Annotated in this window: 13 protein-coding genes and 1 pseudogene; 4 read left to right on the forward strand and 10 right to left on the reverse strand. The window is 41.4% G+C overall.

Annotated elements, in window-relative coordinates; all coding sequences use genetic code 11:
• Positions 1-19: 19 nt before the first annotated feature.
• The 4 genes from psbV to HUN01_RS16465 all read right to left on the reverse strand — a co-directional run bounded on the left by psbV (position 20) and on the right by HUN01_RS16465 (position 2,784).
• Positions 20-511, reverse strand: a complete 492-nt coding sequence (gene psbV / locus HUN01_RS16450; protein WP_181932151.1) for a photosystem II cytochrome c-550 — start codon at positions 509-511, stop codon at positions 20-22.
• Between the two features lie 133 nt (positions 512-644).
• Positions 645-860 carry a hypothetical protein gene (locus HUN01_RS16455; protein ID WP_181932152.1) on the reverse strand — a complete coding sequence of 72 codons (216 nt, stop codon included), beginning with the start codon at positions 858-860 and terminating at the stop codon, positions 645-647.
• A gap of 182 nt (positions 861-1,042) precedes the next feature.
• Complete coding sequence (locus tag HUN01_RS16460) at positions 1,043-1,879, reverse strand: carbohydrate ABC transporter permease (RefSeq protein ID WP_181932153.1); 837 nt, start codon at positions 1,877-1,879, stop codon at positions 1,043-1,045.
• The gene (locus tag HUN01_RS16465; protein ID WP_181932154.1) at positions 1,876-2,784 is read right to left on the reverse strand and encodes a carbohydrate ABC transporter permease; all 909 of its coding nucleotides are present in this window, start codon (positions 2,782-2,784) and stop codon (positions 1,876-1,878) included. The genes HUN01_RS16460 and HUN01_RS16465 overlap by 4 nt, the downstream gene beginning before the upstream one ends.
• A 308-nt stretch (positions 2,785-3,092) precedes the next feature.
• Between HUN01_RS16465 and HUN01_RS16470 the strand changes: the two genes are divergently transcribed.
• From HUN01_RS16470 to HUN01_RS16480, 3 genes are all read left to right on the forward strand, one after another.
• The gene (locus HUN01_RS16470; protein ID WP_181932155.1) at positions 3,093-5,543 is read left to right on the forward strand and encodes an ATP-binding protein; all 2,451 of its coding nucleotides are present in this window, start codon (positions 3,093-3,095) and stop codon (positions 5,541-5,543) included.
• A gap of 83 nt (positions 5,544-5,626) precedes the next feature.
• Positions 5,627-6,547, forward strand: a complete 921-nt coding sequence (locus HUN01_RS16475; protein WP_181932156.1) for an alpha/beta hydrolase — start codon at positions 5,627-5,629, stop codon at positions 6,545-6,547.
• Positions 6,548-6,706: 159 nt separating this feature from the next.
• Positions 6,707-7,966: a tetratricopeptide repeat protein gene (locus HUN01_RS16480; protein ID WP_181932157.1), complete on the forward strand. Its 1,260-nt coding sequence runs from the start codon at positions 6,707-6,709 to the stop codon at positions 7,964-7,966.
• 95 nt (positions 7,967-8,061) lie between these two features.
• On the opposite strand, the gene HUN01_RS16485 is transcribed toward HUN01_RS16480, so the two are convergent.
• Entirely contained in the window at positions 8,062-9,282 is a 1,221-nt protein-coding gene (locus HUN01_RS16485) for an ABC transporter substrate-binding protein (protein ID WP_181932714.1), read from the reverse strand.
• A gap of 226 nt (positions 9,283-9,508) precedes the next feature.
• Between HUN01_RS16485 and HUN01_RS16490 the strand changes: the two genes are divergently transcribed.
• On the forward strand, positions 9,509-10,930 hold the full coding sequence (locus HUN01_RS16490; protein ID WP_181932158.1) for an MFS transporter: 1,422 nt from the start codon (positions 9,509-9,511) through the stop codon (positions 10,928-10,930).
• 84 nt (positions 10,931-11,014) lie between these two features.
• Here the strand turns inward: HUN01_RS16490 and accD are convergent, their stop codons facing one another.
• The 5 genes and pseudogenes from accD to HUN01_RS16515 all read right to left on the reverse strand — a co-directional run.
• Entirely contained in the window at positions 11,015-11,965 is a 951-nt protein-coding gene (accD, locus tag HUN01_RS16495; protein WP_181932159.1) for an acetyl-CoA carboxylase, carboxyltransferase subunit beta, read from the reverse strand.
• Positions 11,966-12,546: 581 nt separating this feature from the next.
• Positions 12,547-13,395: a prepilin peptidase gene (locus HUN01_RS16500; RefSeq protein ID WP_181932160.1), complete on the reverse strand. Its 849-nt coding sequence runs from the start codon at positions 13,393-13,395 to the stop codon at positions 12,547-12,549.
• A gap of 115 nt (positions 13,396-13,510) precedes the next feature.
• Positions 13,511-13,771 (reverse strand): hypothetical protein, encoded by a 261-nt coding sequence (locus HUN01_RS16505; RefSeq protein WP_181932161.1) that lies wholly within the window; start codon positions 13,769-13,771, stop codon positions 13,511-13,513.
• Positions 13,772-13,861: 90 nt separating this feature from the next.
• Positions 13,862-14,950 (reverse strand): 3-isopropylmalate dehydrogenase, encoded by a 1,089-nt coding sequence (gene leuB / locus HUN01_RS16510; RefSeq protein ID WP_181932162.1) that lies wholly within the window; start codon positions 14,948-14,950, stop codon positions 13,862-13,864.
• A 353-nt stretch (positions 14,951-15,303) separates the two neighbouring features.
• Positions 15,304-16,340: pseudogene (locus HUN01_RS16515) on the reverse strand (IS630 family transposase); the annotation flags it as partial.
• Positions 16,341-16,557 lie beyond the last annotated feature (217 nt).

Here is a 16,557-nt window from a genome sequence, read left to right on the forward strand (position 1 = left end):
TCAGTACTAATTCCGAGATTTAGTAATAGATTTTTCCACCTCCCCACTTAGTACCAACAATTTTGGGTTGCAAGAGAATATGACCAGCGATCGCTTCCAAGTCATCATCTGTCAGATTTCGCATTGCTGTGAAAATATCTGCACTTTTGATACTGGGATGTATTTCGGAAATTTCTTCTTCGCCGTCGTAAGTAGTAGGATTTTTCAGGTAATCCACCAAGCCTTCAACGTTATTACGGTTGGGTGTTGCCAGTGCCAAATCCTCTGGAGTTAGTCCCACGTTCTGGTTTGTTTTGGTAACTCCCCCAGCATGACATTGGGCGCAAGCGTAATTAAATAAGCGTTTGCCTTCTTTGACTTGTTTAAGGCTGAGTACGGTGACCTCACCTTCAGTATTTAATGGCACTGTTCGGGTAGCTTTGTCCAGTTCCACTGCTGTCGCGCTACCGACAAACAACTGAAACGAGAGTAAAACAGTGGCCACAACAACGCCAATTAGTCTTCTAAACATGTTTCCCCTTAAAAAAATTTTGACGCTCAACACAGCTAAGAAAGCGATTCTCAATCTCCAAGCTGCTAATTGCTAATGACTCATTGTTTTTTGCCATTAGCTACCAGTGATTAGCCAAAGCCGAGATCACCCTTCAGTTGACCTCGTTATCACCCACCAAGTCGCTAGTACCTTTTGGGTGTGTTTCAGACGATATTTGGGAAATAATTGCCTTTGCATCTTCTAACGCCAAACGGGTCTTTTGGTGTTTGTAGGCGATTCCCAGTTGGTTGCACAGAGAAAACACTTTTTCTACAGGAATGCTGTAGTCGGCTGCTATCTCTGCGATCGATAGGTCTGCAAAACCCATAATGCTTGTTAACTAATAGATAGAGATTGAGTCTCTGTAATACCAATATCACGTTAGGAGTGCAATTTGTTGCCCAAAATACTGTTTAGGGAATGGGGCATTGGGCATGGGGCATTGGGAATGGGGCATGGGGCATGGGGTATTGGGCAGGGGAAGAATTTTTAACTCTTGACTAATGACTATTAACCTTTTCCCCCGGTAAAGGTGACGCTTTGAATAAAGTAACGGTTAAAAAAGGCGTAAATACCTAAAGCGGGCAGAGTGAAGACCATAGAAGCCGCCATAATGTAGTTCCAATAGCTGATGTATTGACCTTTAAAGGTGTTCAGCCCCAAGGGAAGGGTAAACATTTCTGGGTCAAATAAGATAACTATAGGCAGCAAAAAATTATTCCAACTCCCCATGAATACAAACACTGCCTGCGCTGCTAGTGCTGGTTTTGCCAAAGGTAAGACAATATATCGAAAAATTCCAAAGGTATTTAAGCCATCCAGTTGCGCTGCTTCTTCTAGTTCTTTAGGAAAATTAACAAAAAACTGCCGCATCATAAAAATAAAAGTGGCATTGACCATGCTAGGTACAATCATGCCTTGGTAAGAATTCAGCCAGCCGATCGCTTTCAAAATCAAAAATGTTGGAATCAGGGTGATTTGCGCTGGTACTGCCAGCACAGCCAAAATCAGGAAGAACCAAAAGCGTTTGCCTACAAAGCGCAGTCTTGCCAAGGCATAACCAGCCATTGAGTTTAATAACAAGTTTAAAAGCGTGACGCTAATGGCGATCGCCACACTGTTGAACAACCAGCGCCAAAATAGCGGTTCTTGAAGAAAGATTTGCTTGTAGTTATCGAGAGTAAAATTCTTGGGGAGAAAGTTGGGTTCACCACTGACAATCTCTGTTAGCGGCTTAAATGATGCTGAAAGTGCCCAGAGAAATGGAATTAGGGTAATGATGGCATAGAGTGTCAGCAAGACATACAACAGGGCTTTGAGCCAGGATAAGCCAGAGATGTTAGTCAAATTCGTTCACCTCCAAAAAGTCGCCGCTGAATCAAAGTGATGGCAATAATCACTGCTGCCAACAAAAATGCGATCGCAGCTGCATATCCCATTTGTAAATTCCGAAACACAGCCTGATAAATCAGCAGCACCACAGTTAAGGTAGCGTTGTTTGGCCCGCCAGTACCGCCAGAGAAGATGTAAGACTGGTCAAAAAGTTGAAAAGTCCCAATTACCCCCACTGTTGCCACAAAGAAGGTTACAGGCTTAAGTAAGGGAAGAGTAATGTGGATAAATTGCTGCCATCCATTTGCACCATCAAGTTCCGCGGCCTCGTAAAGTGTTTGGGGTATATCCTGTAACGCCGCCAGATAAATCACCATGAAAAACGGTGCGGTTGACCAAATGTTCATGATCATAATGCCTTTGAGCGCAACTGCTGGATCACCCAACCAGTTATAAGTAGGTAGCCCCGCAAAAGCGAGAAAATCATTTAGTAGCCCATCAGTGTTATAAATCCACATAAAGATGAGTGTCAGCACTGCTGAAGAAGTGACTGTCGGCAAAAAATAGAGGATACGCCACCAGTTTTTACCGCGAATTCCAGAATTCAGAGTTACCGCCAGAATTAAAGCCAGGATAGTTTGAGTTGGCACAACAATAGCTACATATTCGGCTGTGTTTCTCAAAGCAATCCAAACTCTTTCATCTTCAGCTAATCGCGTGAAGTTCCGAAAACCAATGAATTCGTACTCAATACCGCCAAGAAGTTGAACTTTTTGCAAGGAAAGAAAAACGGCGTAGAGAATGGGTAGGACTACAAAAGTTCCTAAAACTAGAATGGTGGGCATCATAAACATATACCCAGACAAGTCTTCGGTGATATTCCACCTGGGGTTAATCCGCCGTCTGTTGATTTCAAACACTACTGAACCTCCATCTAATCTCGCACTAACCCGACTGTAGCGATGGGTCGCGCATGATTATTTATCGTACTGGCGTGGCAAGGCTAAAATGTTGCAAAAAAATTGTAGGTTGGGTGAAGGCTTTGCGTAACCCAACATCCTGAATATATGTTGGGTTGCGCTCCGCTCCACCCAACCTACGTCTAATGCACTATTTTAAGCTTGCCACGCTAGTACTCTCGGACAAAAATAAAGACATTGCTTGTGTGAGTTAGCTGGAGATGTAAGTTAGGGAACTATATATTTAGTTTCCTTGGGATGCTCACAAAATGTCATATACAGACTACTTACGTACAATTAAAAGTAAACTCCAGAGAACTGGTAAAACTCAAAAAAGCCTACGGGTCAAAACTATCATAGAACAGTTTGGCTACCAGCGTAGAAGTCAATCATTCATAGATGATTTTAATACTGCTCTTGATGAATTGGGGCTTTGTGCAAATCCTCGGTTGGATTTGCATATTCCGTTAGATACAAAAATAGCTATTTCTATTAAAGGTGTAGAACCAATAAATGAAGTTGCTGAATCTCAATCTATTTCAGCCAAACTAAAAGAGGCAATTTCAGTCAAACACGATTTTTTCTACTACTTGTTTGATTTTGGCTCTGAACAAGAATATGAACGATTCCAGGCATGTTTAGATTCTCACCAGCCAGTAGGTATTTTTTTAATTCCACAAGTAGAAGATTTCTTCTCTGATATTGTTGTCAAAATCTTTAATTATGAATTAATTAGAAAATATCAGTATGGCGGCTATAATAGTATACCAAAAGCTGTCGCTAGGAAAATTCCTAGCAGTATTGCCTCAGAAGATAAAGATTGTGAAGATGAACAAGAAAATCCTATCTCTGATGCTAGTATTTTTCAGTTTTATCGCTCAACCATGACCAGTATTATACTTGGCAACACTGGTTTAGAATTGCTTGATTCTGAAAAATTTGATCAGCAGTTTGAACAGATATCACTATATGCAAATAAATATAATTCTGAACAGTTTTTCATTTTATTTCATTGTCCATCGGTATTAGAAATCCAAGCTCATCAGCAAGAAGATGCTTTAGGATACTTAGTAGATAGAGTTGCCAGTAAAATTCCTTTTACTTTTACTCTCAGGTGTAAATATCCAAATGAAGTCTCTATTGAACATAAAGAGGAAGTATACGCCCATTTTCGTCTCCTGCTGGAACTTCCGTATTATGAAATAGAGGAAGATGATGCATCTTTGCAAGATTACTTTCTAGAATTACAAAAAGCCCAGATACAGGCTGAGTCACAGTTATTACTGAAGATGAAAGCTGAACATTTTTACACCCTGAAGTGGCAACAGGAAAGTAAAGAATATATCTATCTCAAATATTTTGCTATTAAAACATTGGAAAGTATCGGATATGGATTGTCTAATATCGGCTGTGAAGTTGAGTTTACCTCCAGAGATGAGGAAACAATAGATGAAAATACATCGGATGATGATGAAGAGTACCAAAGTGAAATCATAGAAGTCTATGTAAAAAATCAGGTGTTGATTGAGATAGAAACTCTCAAATATCAAGAATTTCAGGATAATAATCTCTTTTTAGATTCAATTAAAAGAGTTTTGAGAAAATCAAAAGTATGGCCAAATAAACTCGAAAGTATTTGGTTAGTAATCCCCGGTTTTGAGATAGCACGCAACTATTACCAACTGAAAAAAGCTAAAGAAATATTAGAATATAAATTTTCTGGATATTATGGCGATCGCTTCCAAGTTGTAATCATGGCTCCTGATTATGAAAAACACCAATTAGTCCCAGTATCATTTGATTCTATCAACTATCCATCTTTTGAGTATGTGGCTCAAAAACCTAGTTTAGTCCAAGCATATCCAACTACTAACCGCGTCAAAGAATTTAAGCTTGACTTTAGCCAAGTACAAGGGCTAAAGGAAGAAAAAGAAAAACTAACTAGACTCCTGAAGCTGCAATCTAAAGGATACAAAAGTTCAATTGGTGGAATTCTTTTTTATGGCTTACCGGGATGTGGTAAAACTTTACTAGCAAATGCCTTTGCTAATGAGTCGGGAAGATATTTCTTTAAGTTCTCTCCTGCCGATATTATCAGTGTTTGGATCGGGCAAAGTCAAAAGAATATTCGCGATATCTTTGCTCAAGCTAAGAAAAAGTCTCCTTCACTTTTATTCATTGATGAATTAGACAGTATTGGATTTAATCGTAACAATGACAACGCACATACAGACCAAAAAGCAACTATCAACCAATTACTCATAGAACTAAATAATCTCCAAAATAGTGATGTAATTGTCATTGCTGCTACTAATTATTTGAGTGGCATTGATAGTGCTTTGAAGCGTTCTGGTAGATTGGATTGGAAGATTCCTGTTTTTCCACCCGATCAAGTGGAAAGAATGGATTTGTTCAAACACTACCTGTCCAAAATTGATATGAATCAGCTAGTTAACTTTGAAATTCTGGCAGATAAAAGTGGGAGATTTACTTCATCAGATATTGAGTTGGTTTGTCGGGAAGTTAGAAATGCTATTCTTCTAGAAGAAATTAGTTCAGCTTTAACAACTTCAGATGTGATTACTTACATCAACAATCTGCAAGACGGCGGCTTAAGTCTTAACGAGGGACAAGTCAAAGACTTTTTAGAAGAGTGTAGGAGAATGAGTGTAAAAAATCCTAAGTTAGAAACTCTGAAATTAGAATGGGGATTGTATTAGCAGTAGGCTAACAAAAATCGCGTAGGCGTAGCCCGTCGTAGACATCGTACCTTTTGGCAGTATTGGAAAAGAACTTTAGGAATATGCGATATTTTCATCCTCGAAAAATACTGCTAAGGAGTATAGGAGTGGTAGCGATCGCCTACATTTCAACTTGTCTAATTTTGTTTATTCGGCAGCGTTATTTGATATTTCGCCCCACTCCACAAATTTTAACGCTACCTAGTTCACCCGACTTTTTTCTTCCTTACAAAGATGTGCGTTTACCTATTACCAGCTCTAATGAATATATACATGGCTGGTGGATTCCAGCAGCATTACCAAAAGAGAAAGTTTCTTTAATTCCAAATGAGCCTGTAAAAATTTTAAAATCACCTAAAACATTTTTATACTTTTGTGGTGCTGCTGCGAATAAGGGTTACTACACTCATATAGCCAGACTTCAAGCAATGCGACAGTTGGGGTTTTCTGTGTTAGTGATTGACTACCGAGGTTTTGGTAGTAGTAAAGGGAATTTTCCTAGTGAGTCTCAGCTTTATCAAGATAGTCAAATAGCCTGGAATTATTTAGTAAAAATACGACAAATTCCTCCAGAGCAAATTGTCATTTACGGCGAATCACTTGGGGGAGCAGTTGCTATAGATTTGGCAGTAAAACATCCAGAAGCTAGTGGATTAATTGTGCAAAGCTCTTTTACATCAATGGCAGAGGAAATAAAATATAGAGATTGGTTACGGATGTTTCCCATCGATTTGCTGCTAACACAAAAGTTTGATTCTATTTCTAAAGTTCGTTCTCTACGTCTTCCAGTTTTATTTATTCATGGAACTGATGACAGCATTGTTCCATCCTATATGAGTCAGCAGTTATATGATGCTGCCTCTGAACCCAAACAACTTTTATTAATTCCAGAAGGAAAACATTTCCAAATTTATCAACCTGGAAGTAACTCGTATTTACAGGCAATTCAGAAGTTTATCCAAAAGGTAGAGTCTCAAGAGTAAGAAATAGATCCATCGGGATTACCTTCGACACGATTCAAAAATTCGTCCAAGACTTGCAAGAATCTTTATGTCTCTTCGAGATGAGGCATGTGTGAACATAATCGGAATTGATGCCGACGGGATAGGCTGTAAATAATCACTTATTGAGGCTGATAAATCATGGGGAGTGCAAATAATCAGGGGTTTTGCTGGTGGTTTCTACCAAAAGTGACCCACTACAGTTTAACTTTGTTGCTGAGTACGGTAATGCTTGCTGATGCTATGGGGGCGACACCAAGAAACATAGGGTTGCAGATAGCACAGCGCCCAGGAACCACTCAACAAAATGCCACTCGTGCTGCTGCTGAACGTGTTTTTCAAGAGGGATTGAAACTTTATCAACAAGGGACAGCAGAATCATTGCGACAAGCGATCGCAAAATACCAAGAAGCGCTGAAGCTTTGGCAACAAGTTGATGATAAACCCTGGGAAGCCGAAACCCTCAACAATATTGGCAAAGTCTACGACGATTTAGGAGAAAAGCCAGAAGCGCTCAAATATTACAACCAAGCTTTACCAATACTCCGTGCAGTGGGGGACAAGGGAATGGAAGCCAGCACCCTCAACAATATTGGCAGTGTCTACGGCTCATTAGGAGAAAAGCAAGAAGCGCTCAAATATCTCAACCAAGCTTTACCCATAAGCCGTGCTGTGGGGGACACAAAAGTGGAAGCCGTCACCCTTGCCTATATTGGCAAAGTTTACGACAATTTAGGAGAAAAGCAAGAAGCGCTCAAATACTTCAACCAAGCTTTACCAATACTCCGTGCTGTGGGGGACAAGGGAATGGAAGCCAGCACCCTCATCAATATTGGCATTGTCTACTCTGATTTAGGAGAAAAGCAAGAAGCGCTCAAATACCTCAACCAAGCTTTACCCATAGGGCGTGCAGTGGGCGACAGAAAAGTGGAAACCCGCACCCTCAACGATATTGGCTTTGTCTACATCTCATTAGGAGAAGAGCAAGAAGCGCTCAAATACTTCAACCAAGCTTTACCCCTACTCCGTGCAGTGGGCGAGAGAAGAAGGGAAGCTACTATCCTCAGTAATATTGGCGCTGTCTACAATTACTCTTTAGGAGAAAAACAAGAAGGGCTTAAATACTACAACCAAGCTTTAACAATACTCCGTGCAGTTGGGGACAGGGAAGAGGAAGCCAAAATGCTCTTTCATATAGCTCTCCTAGAATCCAGTCAGGGTAATTTACAACCAGCCCAAACACATATTCAAGCAGCTATTGAAATATTTGAAGATTTACGCGCCAAAATAGCTAACGAAGAACTACGCGCTGCTTACTCTGCCTCACTCCAACGCTACTACCAGTTAAACACCTATCTGCTGATGGAATTGCAAAAAAAAAGACCTATAAAAAGGATATGATGCATTGGCACGAGAGCGATCGCTCTCGTGCCCGTATTCTGATAAAACTACTAACCAAAGCAAACATAGACATCCGCAAAGACATTGATTTTCAGTCAATCCATCGCTTTAATCTGCTGATTAGCTTCATTCTGTGCTTTCAGCATCGCCTGCTTTAATGGTTGTTGTCCCAACAAGGCGCTGACGAATTGGTTATCAAAGTTATTAACGATCGCACTTGGATATTTCCCTACCTGCCACGGTGTAGCATAATTTACTCCCGCTACTAATGGCGATCGCAATGGATCTTGGTCATAGCCCAAATTCTTTGCTACTGATTTACGTGTTGGCAAAGCAAACCCTGTTCCTGTCCACTTTTGCATTCCTTCTTTTCCTGTGAGATAAGAAATCAACTCCCAGGCTTCGGCTTTGTGTTGTGCTTGCTTATTCATTACATAGGCAACTGTAAATACCATCGTGCCTTTTTTGTCATTAATAGTAGGCACTGGTGCAGTACCAAACTCTACTTGCGGAAAGGTTTCAGTTAAATAGGGAATTGCCCAGTTACCTTCAATCACCATTGCCACTTTACTCTGACCAAACATTTCACTACCTGAGTTTGTCCCCACATCAGATTTTTGGGCAGAGGAGCGGTCTTTTTGATACTGGTTTACTACCAACTCTAAACCCTGTAAACCTGCTTCACTGGCAAAGGTAGCAGAACCATTTTGATCAACAAGTTGTCCACCAAAGGCTTTAATTTTATAAGCTTGACGCGCTAATTCTGGAATTTCTCCAAAGCCGTATTTGTTAAGTTTGCCTGTCAATTGTTTCGAGTAGTTACGTAATTCATCCCAAGTCGCTGGTGGATTACTCAAGCCTGCAAAGGCGAAGGCTTTTTTGTTATAAAACAGAGCAAGGGTGGAATAGTCTTTGGGAAGACCGTAAATCTGGTTCTGATATTTAAAACTGTTGAGTAGGGTATCCTCGAAGTCTACTAAGTCAAATTTGGTAGTGATATAACTATCTAACGGTTCCAAGACATTTTGACTCATCAAGAAAGGAGCTTCCAGCGCATCTAGATAAAAAACATCGGGCGCAGCTTCCCCAACCAAACGAGTTTTGATTACATCCATGTATTGGTCGGAAATTACCTCATATTTGACCTTAATGGTTGGATATTGTGCCTCAAAGTCTTGCAGTACTTGTCTCAAGAGCTTTTGCTCAACGGGAGAACCTCCCCAACCACTGAGTTTAATAGTGACTGCGGTAGATGTTAAGGGTTTGCTTGGTAATTGTAAGCTTTGACAAGCAATAATAGCGATCGCGATCGCCATCATCAATCCCAAAAAATTAAATAATCTTTTCTTAATCACAGACAGATAACAGTTTCTCTCTTCTTACTTATACCTTCTGTTGCTAAGGAGTGAAATTTTACTTATTTGAAATTTTTGTTGAGAATTGCAAGCTAAAATAACGAAAAATTATCAGCAATGCTATAAAGCATACTGAATTCCTCTGCAACCGGATTTATCCAGGGTACTTCACCCATAAACATAGATTATGGATTCTGTTCAGGTTGAAACAACTGCGCCACTGACTCTGGAATTTCCCCAGATTGCCTTACCACCAACAGCAATCTCTCCAAACTCTCGAATTCCCAAGGATACTATTCGCACTAGTTTAAAAGCTTCTACTGCGGATTCTGTCTTAGCATCGGTTTACTCCCTTGGAACTGGCGGGATTTTACTCAGCAATTTATTGGTGGAATTAGGTGCTAGTCCAGTGGTATTTGGGATGCTTTGCTCTATCCCTATGTTGGTCAATCTTATTCAGCCGTTGGGTGCTTATTTGTCGGAACGCAGCACCAGCCGTTTTCAATATTCGCTTCGGACACACGGAATTGGTCGGCTGCTATGGCTAATTTTAGTAATTGGTATTGCCAGCGCCAGTTGGGGAGTGGTTGATACTCAACAGCTAGTCATATTGACACTCTTGATTGTTCTATTCAGTAATCTTTTGGGAGGACTAGGAACTGCATCGTGGCTAAGTTGGGTGGCAATGATAGTTCCCCGACGATTGCGAGGTAGGTATTTTGGGCTACGCAGTAGCGCCGCTAGTCTAACTAATTTGGTTTGCGTACCAATAGCCGGTCTACTTGTATCACATTGGTATGGAGGATCTCTACAAGGTTATGGGTTAGTTCTACTGGTAAGCGTTGTCTTTGGAATTATGGGATTGGGGTGTCAATATTTCCAGGTGGATATGAATCCGCGATCGCAAAACACTTATTATGGCAAGTTAACTCAAACAAGTGAGATTCAATCAGAGGTTGTAAAAGATGAATCTTCTGAAGTCGCTCAATCAATTGATCCACCACAAAACCAATTAGCTAACAGTGTTTGGAAAAACTCTAACTTTTTGATATTTCTGCTGTATTTCAGCTTTTGGACACTTGCTGTTAACCTCAGCAGTCCTTTTTTTAACCTCTATATGCTGGATACGCTGGATTTAGATGTAAGTTACGTGACTATCTACAACAGCCTCCAGGCGGGGGCAACTTTGCTGATGCTCATCCTGTGGGGAAAATTAGCAGACAAGATAGGTAATCGTCCCATCCTCATTTCTATTGGGATTTTGGTTGCAGCGACACCACTGCTGTGGCTGGGGATTAGTGTTAATTGCCTTGATATTTGGCTGTGGTTGCCACTATTGCACATCTTGATTGGAGGGACTTGGGCGGCAATTGACTTGTGCAACAACAATATACAATTAGCGATCGCACCAACTCAAAATCAGTCTATCTATTTTGCGATCGCAGCTGCCGTTGCTGGAGTAAGTGGTGCTTTAGGCACAACTATAGGCAGTTTCATCGTCCAATTTGCCCAGTCTGGAGGTTTACTAACCTTGTTTGTCCTCTCTGGTCTATTCCGACTAGTAGCCCTTGTTCCACTCATGTTTCTCCAAGAGCCAGGGAGAGGATGAGAGGGAAAGAAGCAGGGGAGCAGGGAGCAGGGAACAGAGTTTTTCTCTGCCCAATGCCCCATGCCCGATGCCCAATGCCCCATGCTATTCTGCGGCGGTAGAAGTCAAGGACATTGTTTCCCACAACACCATGTGAGGTGTTGTTAATACAGGCTGGTGTAGAGCAATCAGCTGGGCTAGGGTGTTCTTTAATTGGGTACGGGGTACGATATCATCGACAAAACCATGCTGGAGCAAATCTTCAGCAGTCTGGAAATTTTCGGGTAGTTTTTCCCGCAGGGTTTGCTCAATCACTCGCCGACCAGCAAAACCAATGGTTGCCTTGGGTTCTGCCAAAATTATATCGCCCAACATTGCAAAACTAGCGGTAACGCCGCCCGTTGTCGGATTGGTCAAAACTGGAATATATAATAATCGGGCGTCTTTATGGCGCTGTAAGGCTGCGGAGATTTTCGCCATCTGCATCAAAGAGAGCATACCTTCTTGCATCCTGGCGCCACCGGAGGTACAGATGATAACTACAGGATAGCGTCGTTGAGTGGCTTGCTCAATCATCCGAGTGAGTCTTTCTCCCACAACCGAACCCATACTACCACCCATGAAGCGGAAGTCCATAACCCCAAGGGCAATGGGCAAACCATTAATTTGACCCAAACCAGTTCTAACTGCGTCTATTAAGCCAATTTTATCTTGTGTTTCCCGCAAGCGATCGCTGTAGAGTTTGCGATCGCGAAATTCTAGCGGATCAGTTGGACGCAAATGCTCATCCAGCGGTTTCCAGGTATTGTGATCTATCAATTGACGGATGCGCTCATCGCTGTCTACCCGATTGTGGTGACCACATTCGATACAAACCATCTGATTGGCTTTCAGGTCTTTTGTATATGCCAACACGCCGCACTTAGAACATTTATGCCACAAACCATCAGCAATTTCACGCTCTTGGCGTTCGAGGCTGGTAGATCCTGACTTCCGTCGATTTGCAAACCAATCAAATAGAGACTTTAAACCACGTGATTCTTCGTTGTTAGCCATTTTTTATTTTATTTTAAGTGGGTATGAGGTCGAAAAGATGTTAAACCGTATTGGGTTGTCCTTAGTTAAGAGTCATTTGTCTTTACTAATGACTCATGACTACATCGTTAAACTACGCTTTTAAGCAATTCAGACCTTAATTTTGATCTTTGGTTGCCAGCTTAACGAAAATACTTATGCCAATACAAGTCTCTTGCTCTTTTTTTCAGCAGACTTAATTATATGGACGTACTGACAACGCCATGAGAATACCAACCTCCAAATAAGATGCTTTCCCCCTCCTACCCAAATCAATTATTCGTATTGCTAGGTTCTGAACAAGCGGCATCTTTTGCACTAGTTGTACTTGCCAACGGTTAATCGTCGTTAAGAGGGTAATACAAGTCACAAGCTGAATATTATCAAAATGTGAAGGGCTGATGGGGTAATGTTGGTTACAGTCACGAATTATAAATATTTTTTATGAATGGGCATTGGGTATGGAGCATTGGGCATGGGGCATGGGGCATTGGGCATTGGGCATTGAGGAGCAGAGGGGAAAACTCTCCTTTCTTGCCCCCTTGCTTCTTCTCTACTCCAATTCAAGACGCTGGAAAAAATAACCGCAGGTAGCTTGACAAAATAGCTTCGCCGCTAAAGAGGGTAATCACAGATCCTAAAGCCAGAAAAGGGCCAAAAGGCATTTTTTGTCCTAACTTTTGTCGCGATGTTTCTTGATTTGCGGCTTTGCGTCTACGTATAATAACACCACTGCCAATTAAGGCTCCCAGCGCACAGGCAATAAAACTAGCCAAGAGTAAATATTTCCAGCCTAACCAGGCTCCCATCATGGCTGCTAACTTGGCGTCACCTGCACCCATTGCAGTTTTACCAAAGGCAATTGAACCCAGTAGGGCGATCGCATCAAACAGCCATAAGCCCAATACTGCACCAACTATGGCCATCATCAGGTGATTTACCAATGCTACTAAACTAGCTTCTGGTAAAAAACCAACCACCATTTGAAACAAAATCCCTAGCACTAAACCCGACTGAGTAAGTGGATTAGGTAGGGTCATTGTATCTAGATCGATAAGTGATAGCGCTAATAACCAACTGCAAAAAGCCCAATAGCCTATTGTTAAAATCGAAACTTGAAATACCAAAAAAATCAGTAAAAAAATTATGCCCGTTACCCCTTCTACCACAGGATAACGGACAGAAATTTTGCTTTTGCAATATCGACACCGCCCTCTTAAGGAAATCCAGCCGAATACTGGTACATTGTCGTAAGCTTTTAGCTGGTTTAAGCATTTAGGACAACGAGAAGGCGGCCAAAGAATTGACAACCCAGCAGGTAACCGATAAACAATAACATTGAGAAAACTACCAATAGATGCACCTAAAGCAAAGACTATTACACTCGCCGGAATGGCGAACAAAATGTCCATACAGTCATTAGTCCTTTGTCATTTGTCCTTTGTCCTTTGTCCTTTCTCATTCGTCCTTTGTCAATGACTAATGACTAATGACCAATGACTAATGACTAATGACCAATGACAATGACTAATAAATGTGCGATTCAATTTGGCTCAAGGGCACAAAACATTCTTGAGGTAGGAGAACTGGTTGGTTAGTAAAAATAACCTTACCTCGATGAGTCATTCGATTAATTGCTACACCGGAAGGTTGCCCAGCTATTTCGGGATGTACTTCACAGTGAGTGTAGTAAATCTGCCCAGCGGCTCTGATTACGGCGGGATCAATCAGAGGCGATTGGTTCTTCGGGGCGGTAAAATTTGCTTGTCCTTGTCGTAATGCGTACACTATCGACTGTTATTTGATTGCTAGATTTCCCTTTAGTCTACCCGAAACTTATAGCAAAGGTTGCCAAATTGCCCAAGTTGCTCGACAAAATTATTTTTGTTCAATAGCCTTAATGAGTGAGTCTCCCATAGCGCGGCAACCAAGGAGATTTTTTCCTGGGGAAATTATGTCCCCTGTGCGATCGCCTTGTTCTAAAACTTGCAATACGGCTTGTTCGATGTGATCTGCCGCTTTGGGTTGGTCTAAACCGTAGCGCAACATCATCGCCGCACTCAAAACCTGTGCTAAAGGATTTGCCTTATCCTGTCCGGCAATATCTGGGGCGGAACCATGAACTGGTTCAAACACACCAGGCCCAGAAGCGCCCAAACTAGCTGAGGGTAACATTCCAATACTACCTGTGAGCATGGCAGCAGCATCAGAGAGAATATCACCAAACAAGTTGCCTGTAACTATAGTGTCAAATTGCTTGGGAGCGCGTACTAACTGCATAGCAGCATTATCTACATATAAATGAGAGAGTTCGATATCTGGATATTCTTGTGAAAGTTGGGTGATGCGATCGCGCCACAACTGAGAGACTTCTAATACGTTCGCTTTATCTACCGAACAAAGTTTTCCACCGCGTTTCCGGGCTGCTTCAAAGGCTACCCGCCCAATGCGTTCAATTTCCGATTCGGTGTAAACCATTGTATTTACACCGCGTTTTTCACCATTTTCTGCGGCAAAAATCCCTTTAGGCTTACCGAAGTAAATCCCGCCAGTGAGTTCGCGCACCACCATAATATCCACGCCTTCCACAACTTCGCGTTTCAAAGTCGAGGCGTCGATTAGCTGGGGCAAAATTTTCGCTGGGCGTAAATTGGCAAATAATCCTAAACCGGCACGTAGTCCTAACAAACCTGCTTCTGGGCGTAAATTGGATGGTAAGGAATCCCACTTATAACCACCAATGGCAGCTAGTAATACAGCATCACTGTTACGGCAAGCTTCGAGAGTAGCAGATGGTAGGGGTTCCCCTGTGGCATCAATTGCTGCACCACCGATGAGGGCTTCTTGAAATTCAAACTTCAGATCAAATTGCTTGCCTACGACTTTCAGCACATCTACCGCCACTGCCATAATTTCAGGGCCAATGCCATCGCCGGGGAGTAGTGTAATGCGGTAGTTCTGGGTCATAGCTGATTATTACTAGGTAAATGCTTACAGATCAAATATCATACCTAGCAAAATGTACCGATGGAGTTTTTAATTTATTTAATTATTTATTTAGATGTGTGTTGTCTGAATCGCTCTTTCGATGACCAGACACAAAAACAGATTTTTATACATGACTTACGCAACTGGCATATTATTTTTAGTTTGTAGTGAGGACTTTAGTCCTCAAAATCAGGGCTGTTCGCGGAGCATTCCCGTAGGGTAGCCCTTACTACAAACCAAAAGGTTTAATTTTTTGTGACACTTGCGTAAGTCCTATTATGTAAAAAGTGCACAAGCAAGACGAGAAGTAGAAAAAACTGCTATGTATAGGACTAATATTTGATTTCTGAAAAAGCTCCGTACATTTGAAGAGTCGCAAAATCAAAGGTAGTGTGCCGGATAAACCACTCAAACATCCATTTGAGATGTGAGAACGAAGGAATCAAGGCACAGAAACGCCGCACCCAGGTTTTAGCTTGTAACCAAATATCCTCAATTGGATTTTGTGACGGGCAATTAGGAGCAAAGCGGACGCAGTGAATTTTCCACTCCTCTTGAGACAAATCTTGGTTTACCTCGCCTAAAAAGTTTTGAACCAGATGTGAACGATGGTAAGAAGCACCATCCCAAAAAAGAAGTAATCTTTGATTGGGGGACTGATCTAATAAATAACGTAGATAATCAATTGTATTTTCTGAGTTACCTGCGTTATACGCTTTTAGTAGTAAGCTTCCCTCCAGATAGTCAACTGCCCCGTAGTATGTCTGTTTGTCTCGTATATTAACAACTCTCACTGCTATTTCTTGGTCAGTTTTTTCCCCAGACATACCCACTTAAATCTCCCCACATTAAATGACACTCATCAAGCAGCAATACTCTCAACTTTCCTTCTTCAATTTCCTGCCGATGCCTTGCCAATAGTGTTTCAATCTCTTTTTTTTTTGCAGCAACAGCGTCCTCGTCAGCTTTTGGATTTAAAGAAGTAGTTTTCTTCCAACTAATTCCTGCCGCATCAAATAAGTCATAATAGCTCCGCTTTGACTCATAAGTTACATCATATTCAAAAGCCAATTTATATTCGAGTTCACCAAGTTCCCAACATTCTTTTGTTTGCAACCAACTTAAAACTTCTTCTCGTTGTTGAGCAGTTAAGTAACTTTTTTTTTCCCTTGTGGTTCAGGCGCAGTCCCGAAATTCCATCTTCCTCATAAGCTTGCTTCCAGCTTGTTATCGAACCCAGTGACACATCTAAAATTGTTTGAATTTCCTCATACTTGTAGCCTTGATAAACCAATTTGACTGCCAACGCTTTCCTCACCTCACGCGCATCTGGGCGATCATCTATAAATTCTTGTAGTTCTGCGATCGCGGCTTGTAGATGCTGGTTTATCATTGTTAGCTATTAGACAAATATTCTGTCCGTATTATCTCGTAGTTTTTTTCAGAAATCAAATATGATTCCTATAACCCTCTTCTGTCACTTTCCGGGAAAGTGATCGCTAGAAGCCTCATGAGGCAATCAATACAAGCTATACTATTAGAAAAAAATAGGACTTGTATTTGTTATTAGAAAATAATCGCGCAAT

It is taken from the genome of Nostoc edaphicum CCNP1411 (genome assembly GCF_014023275.1).
GTDB classification, from domain to species: Bacteria; Cyanobacteriota; Cyanobacteriia; order Cyanobacteriales; family Nostocaceae; genus Nostoc; species Nostoc edaphicum_A.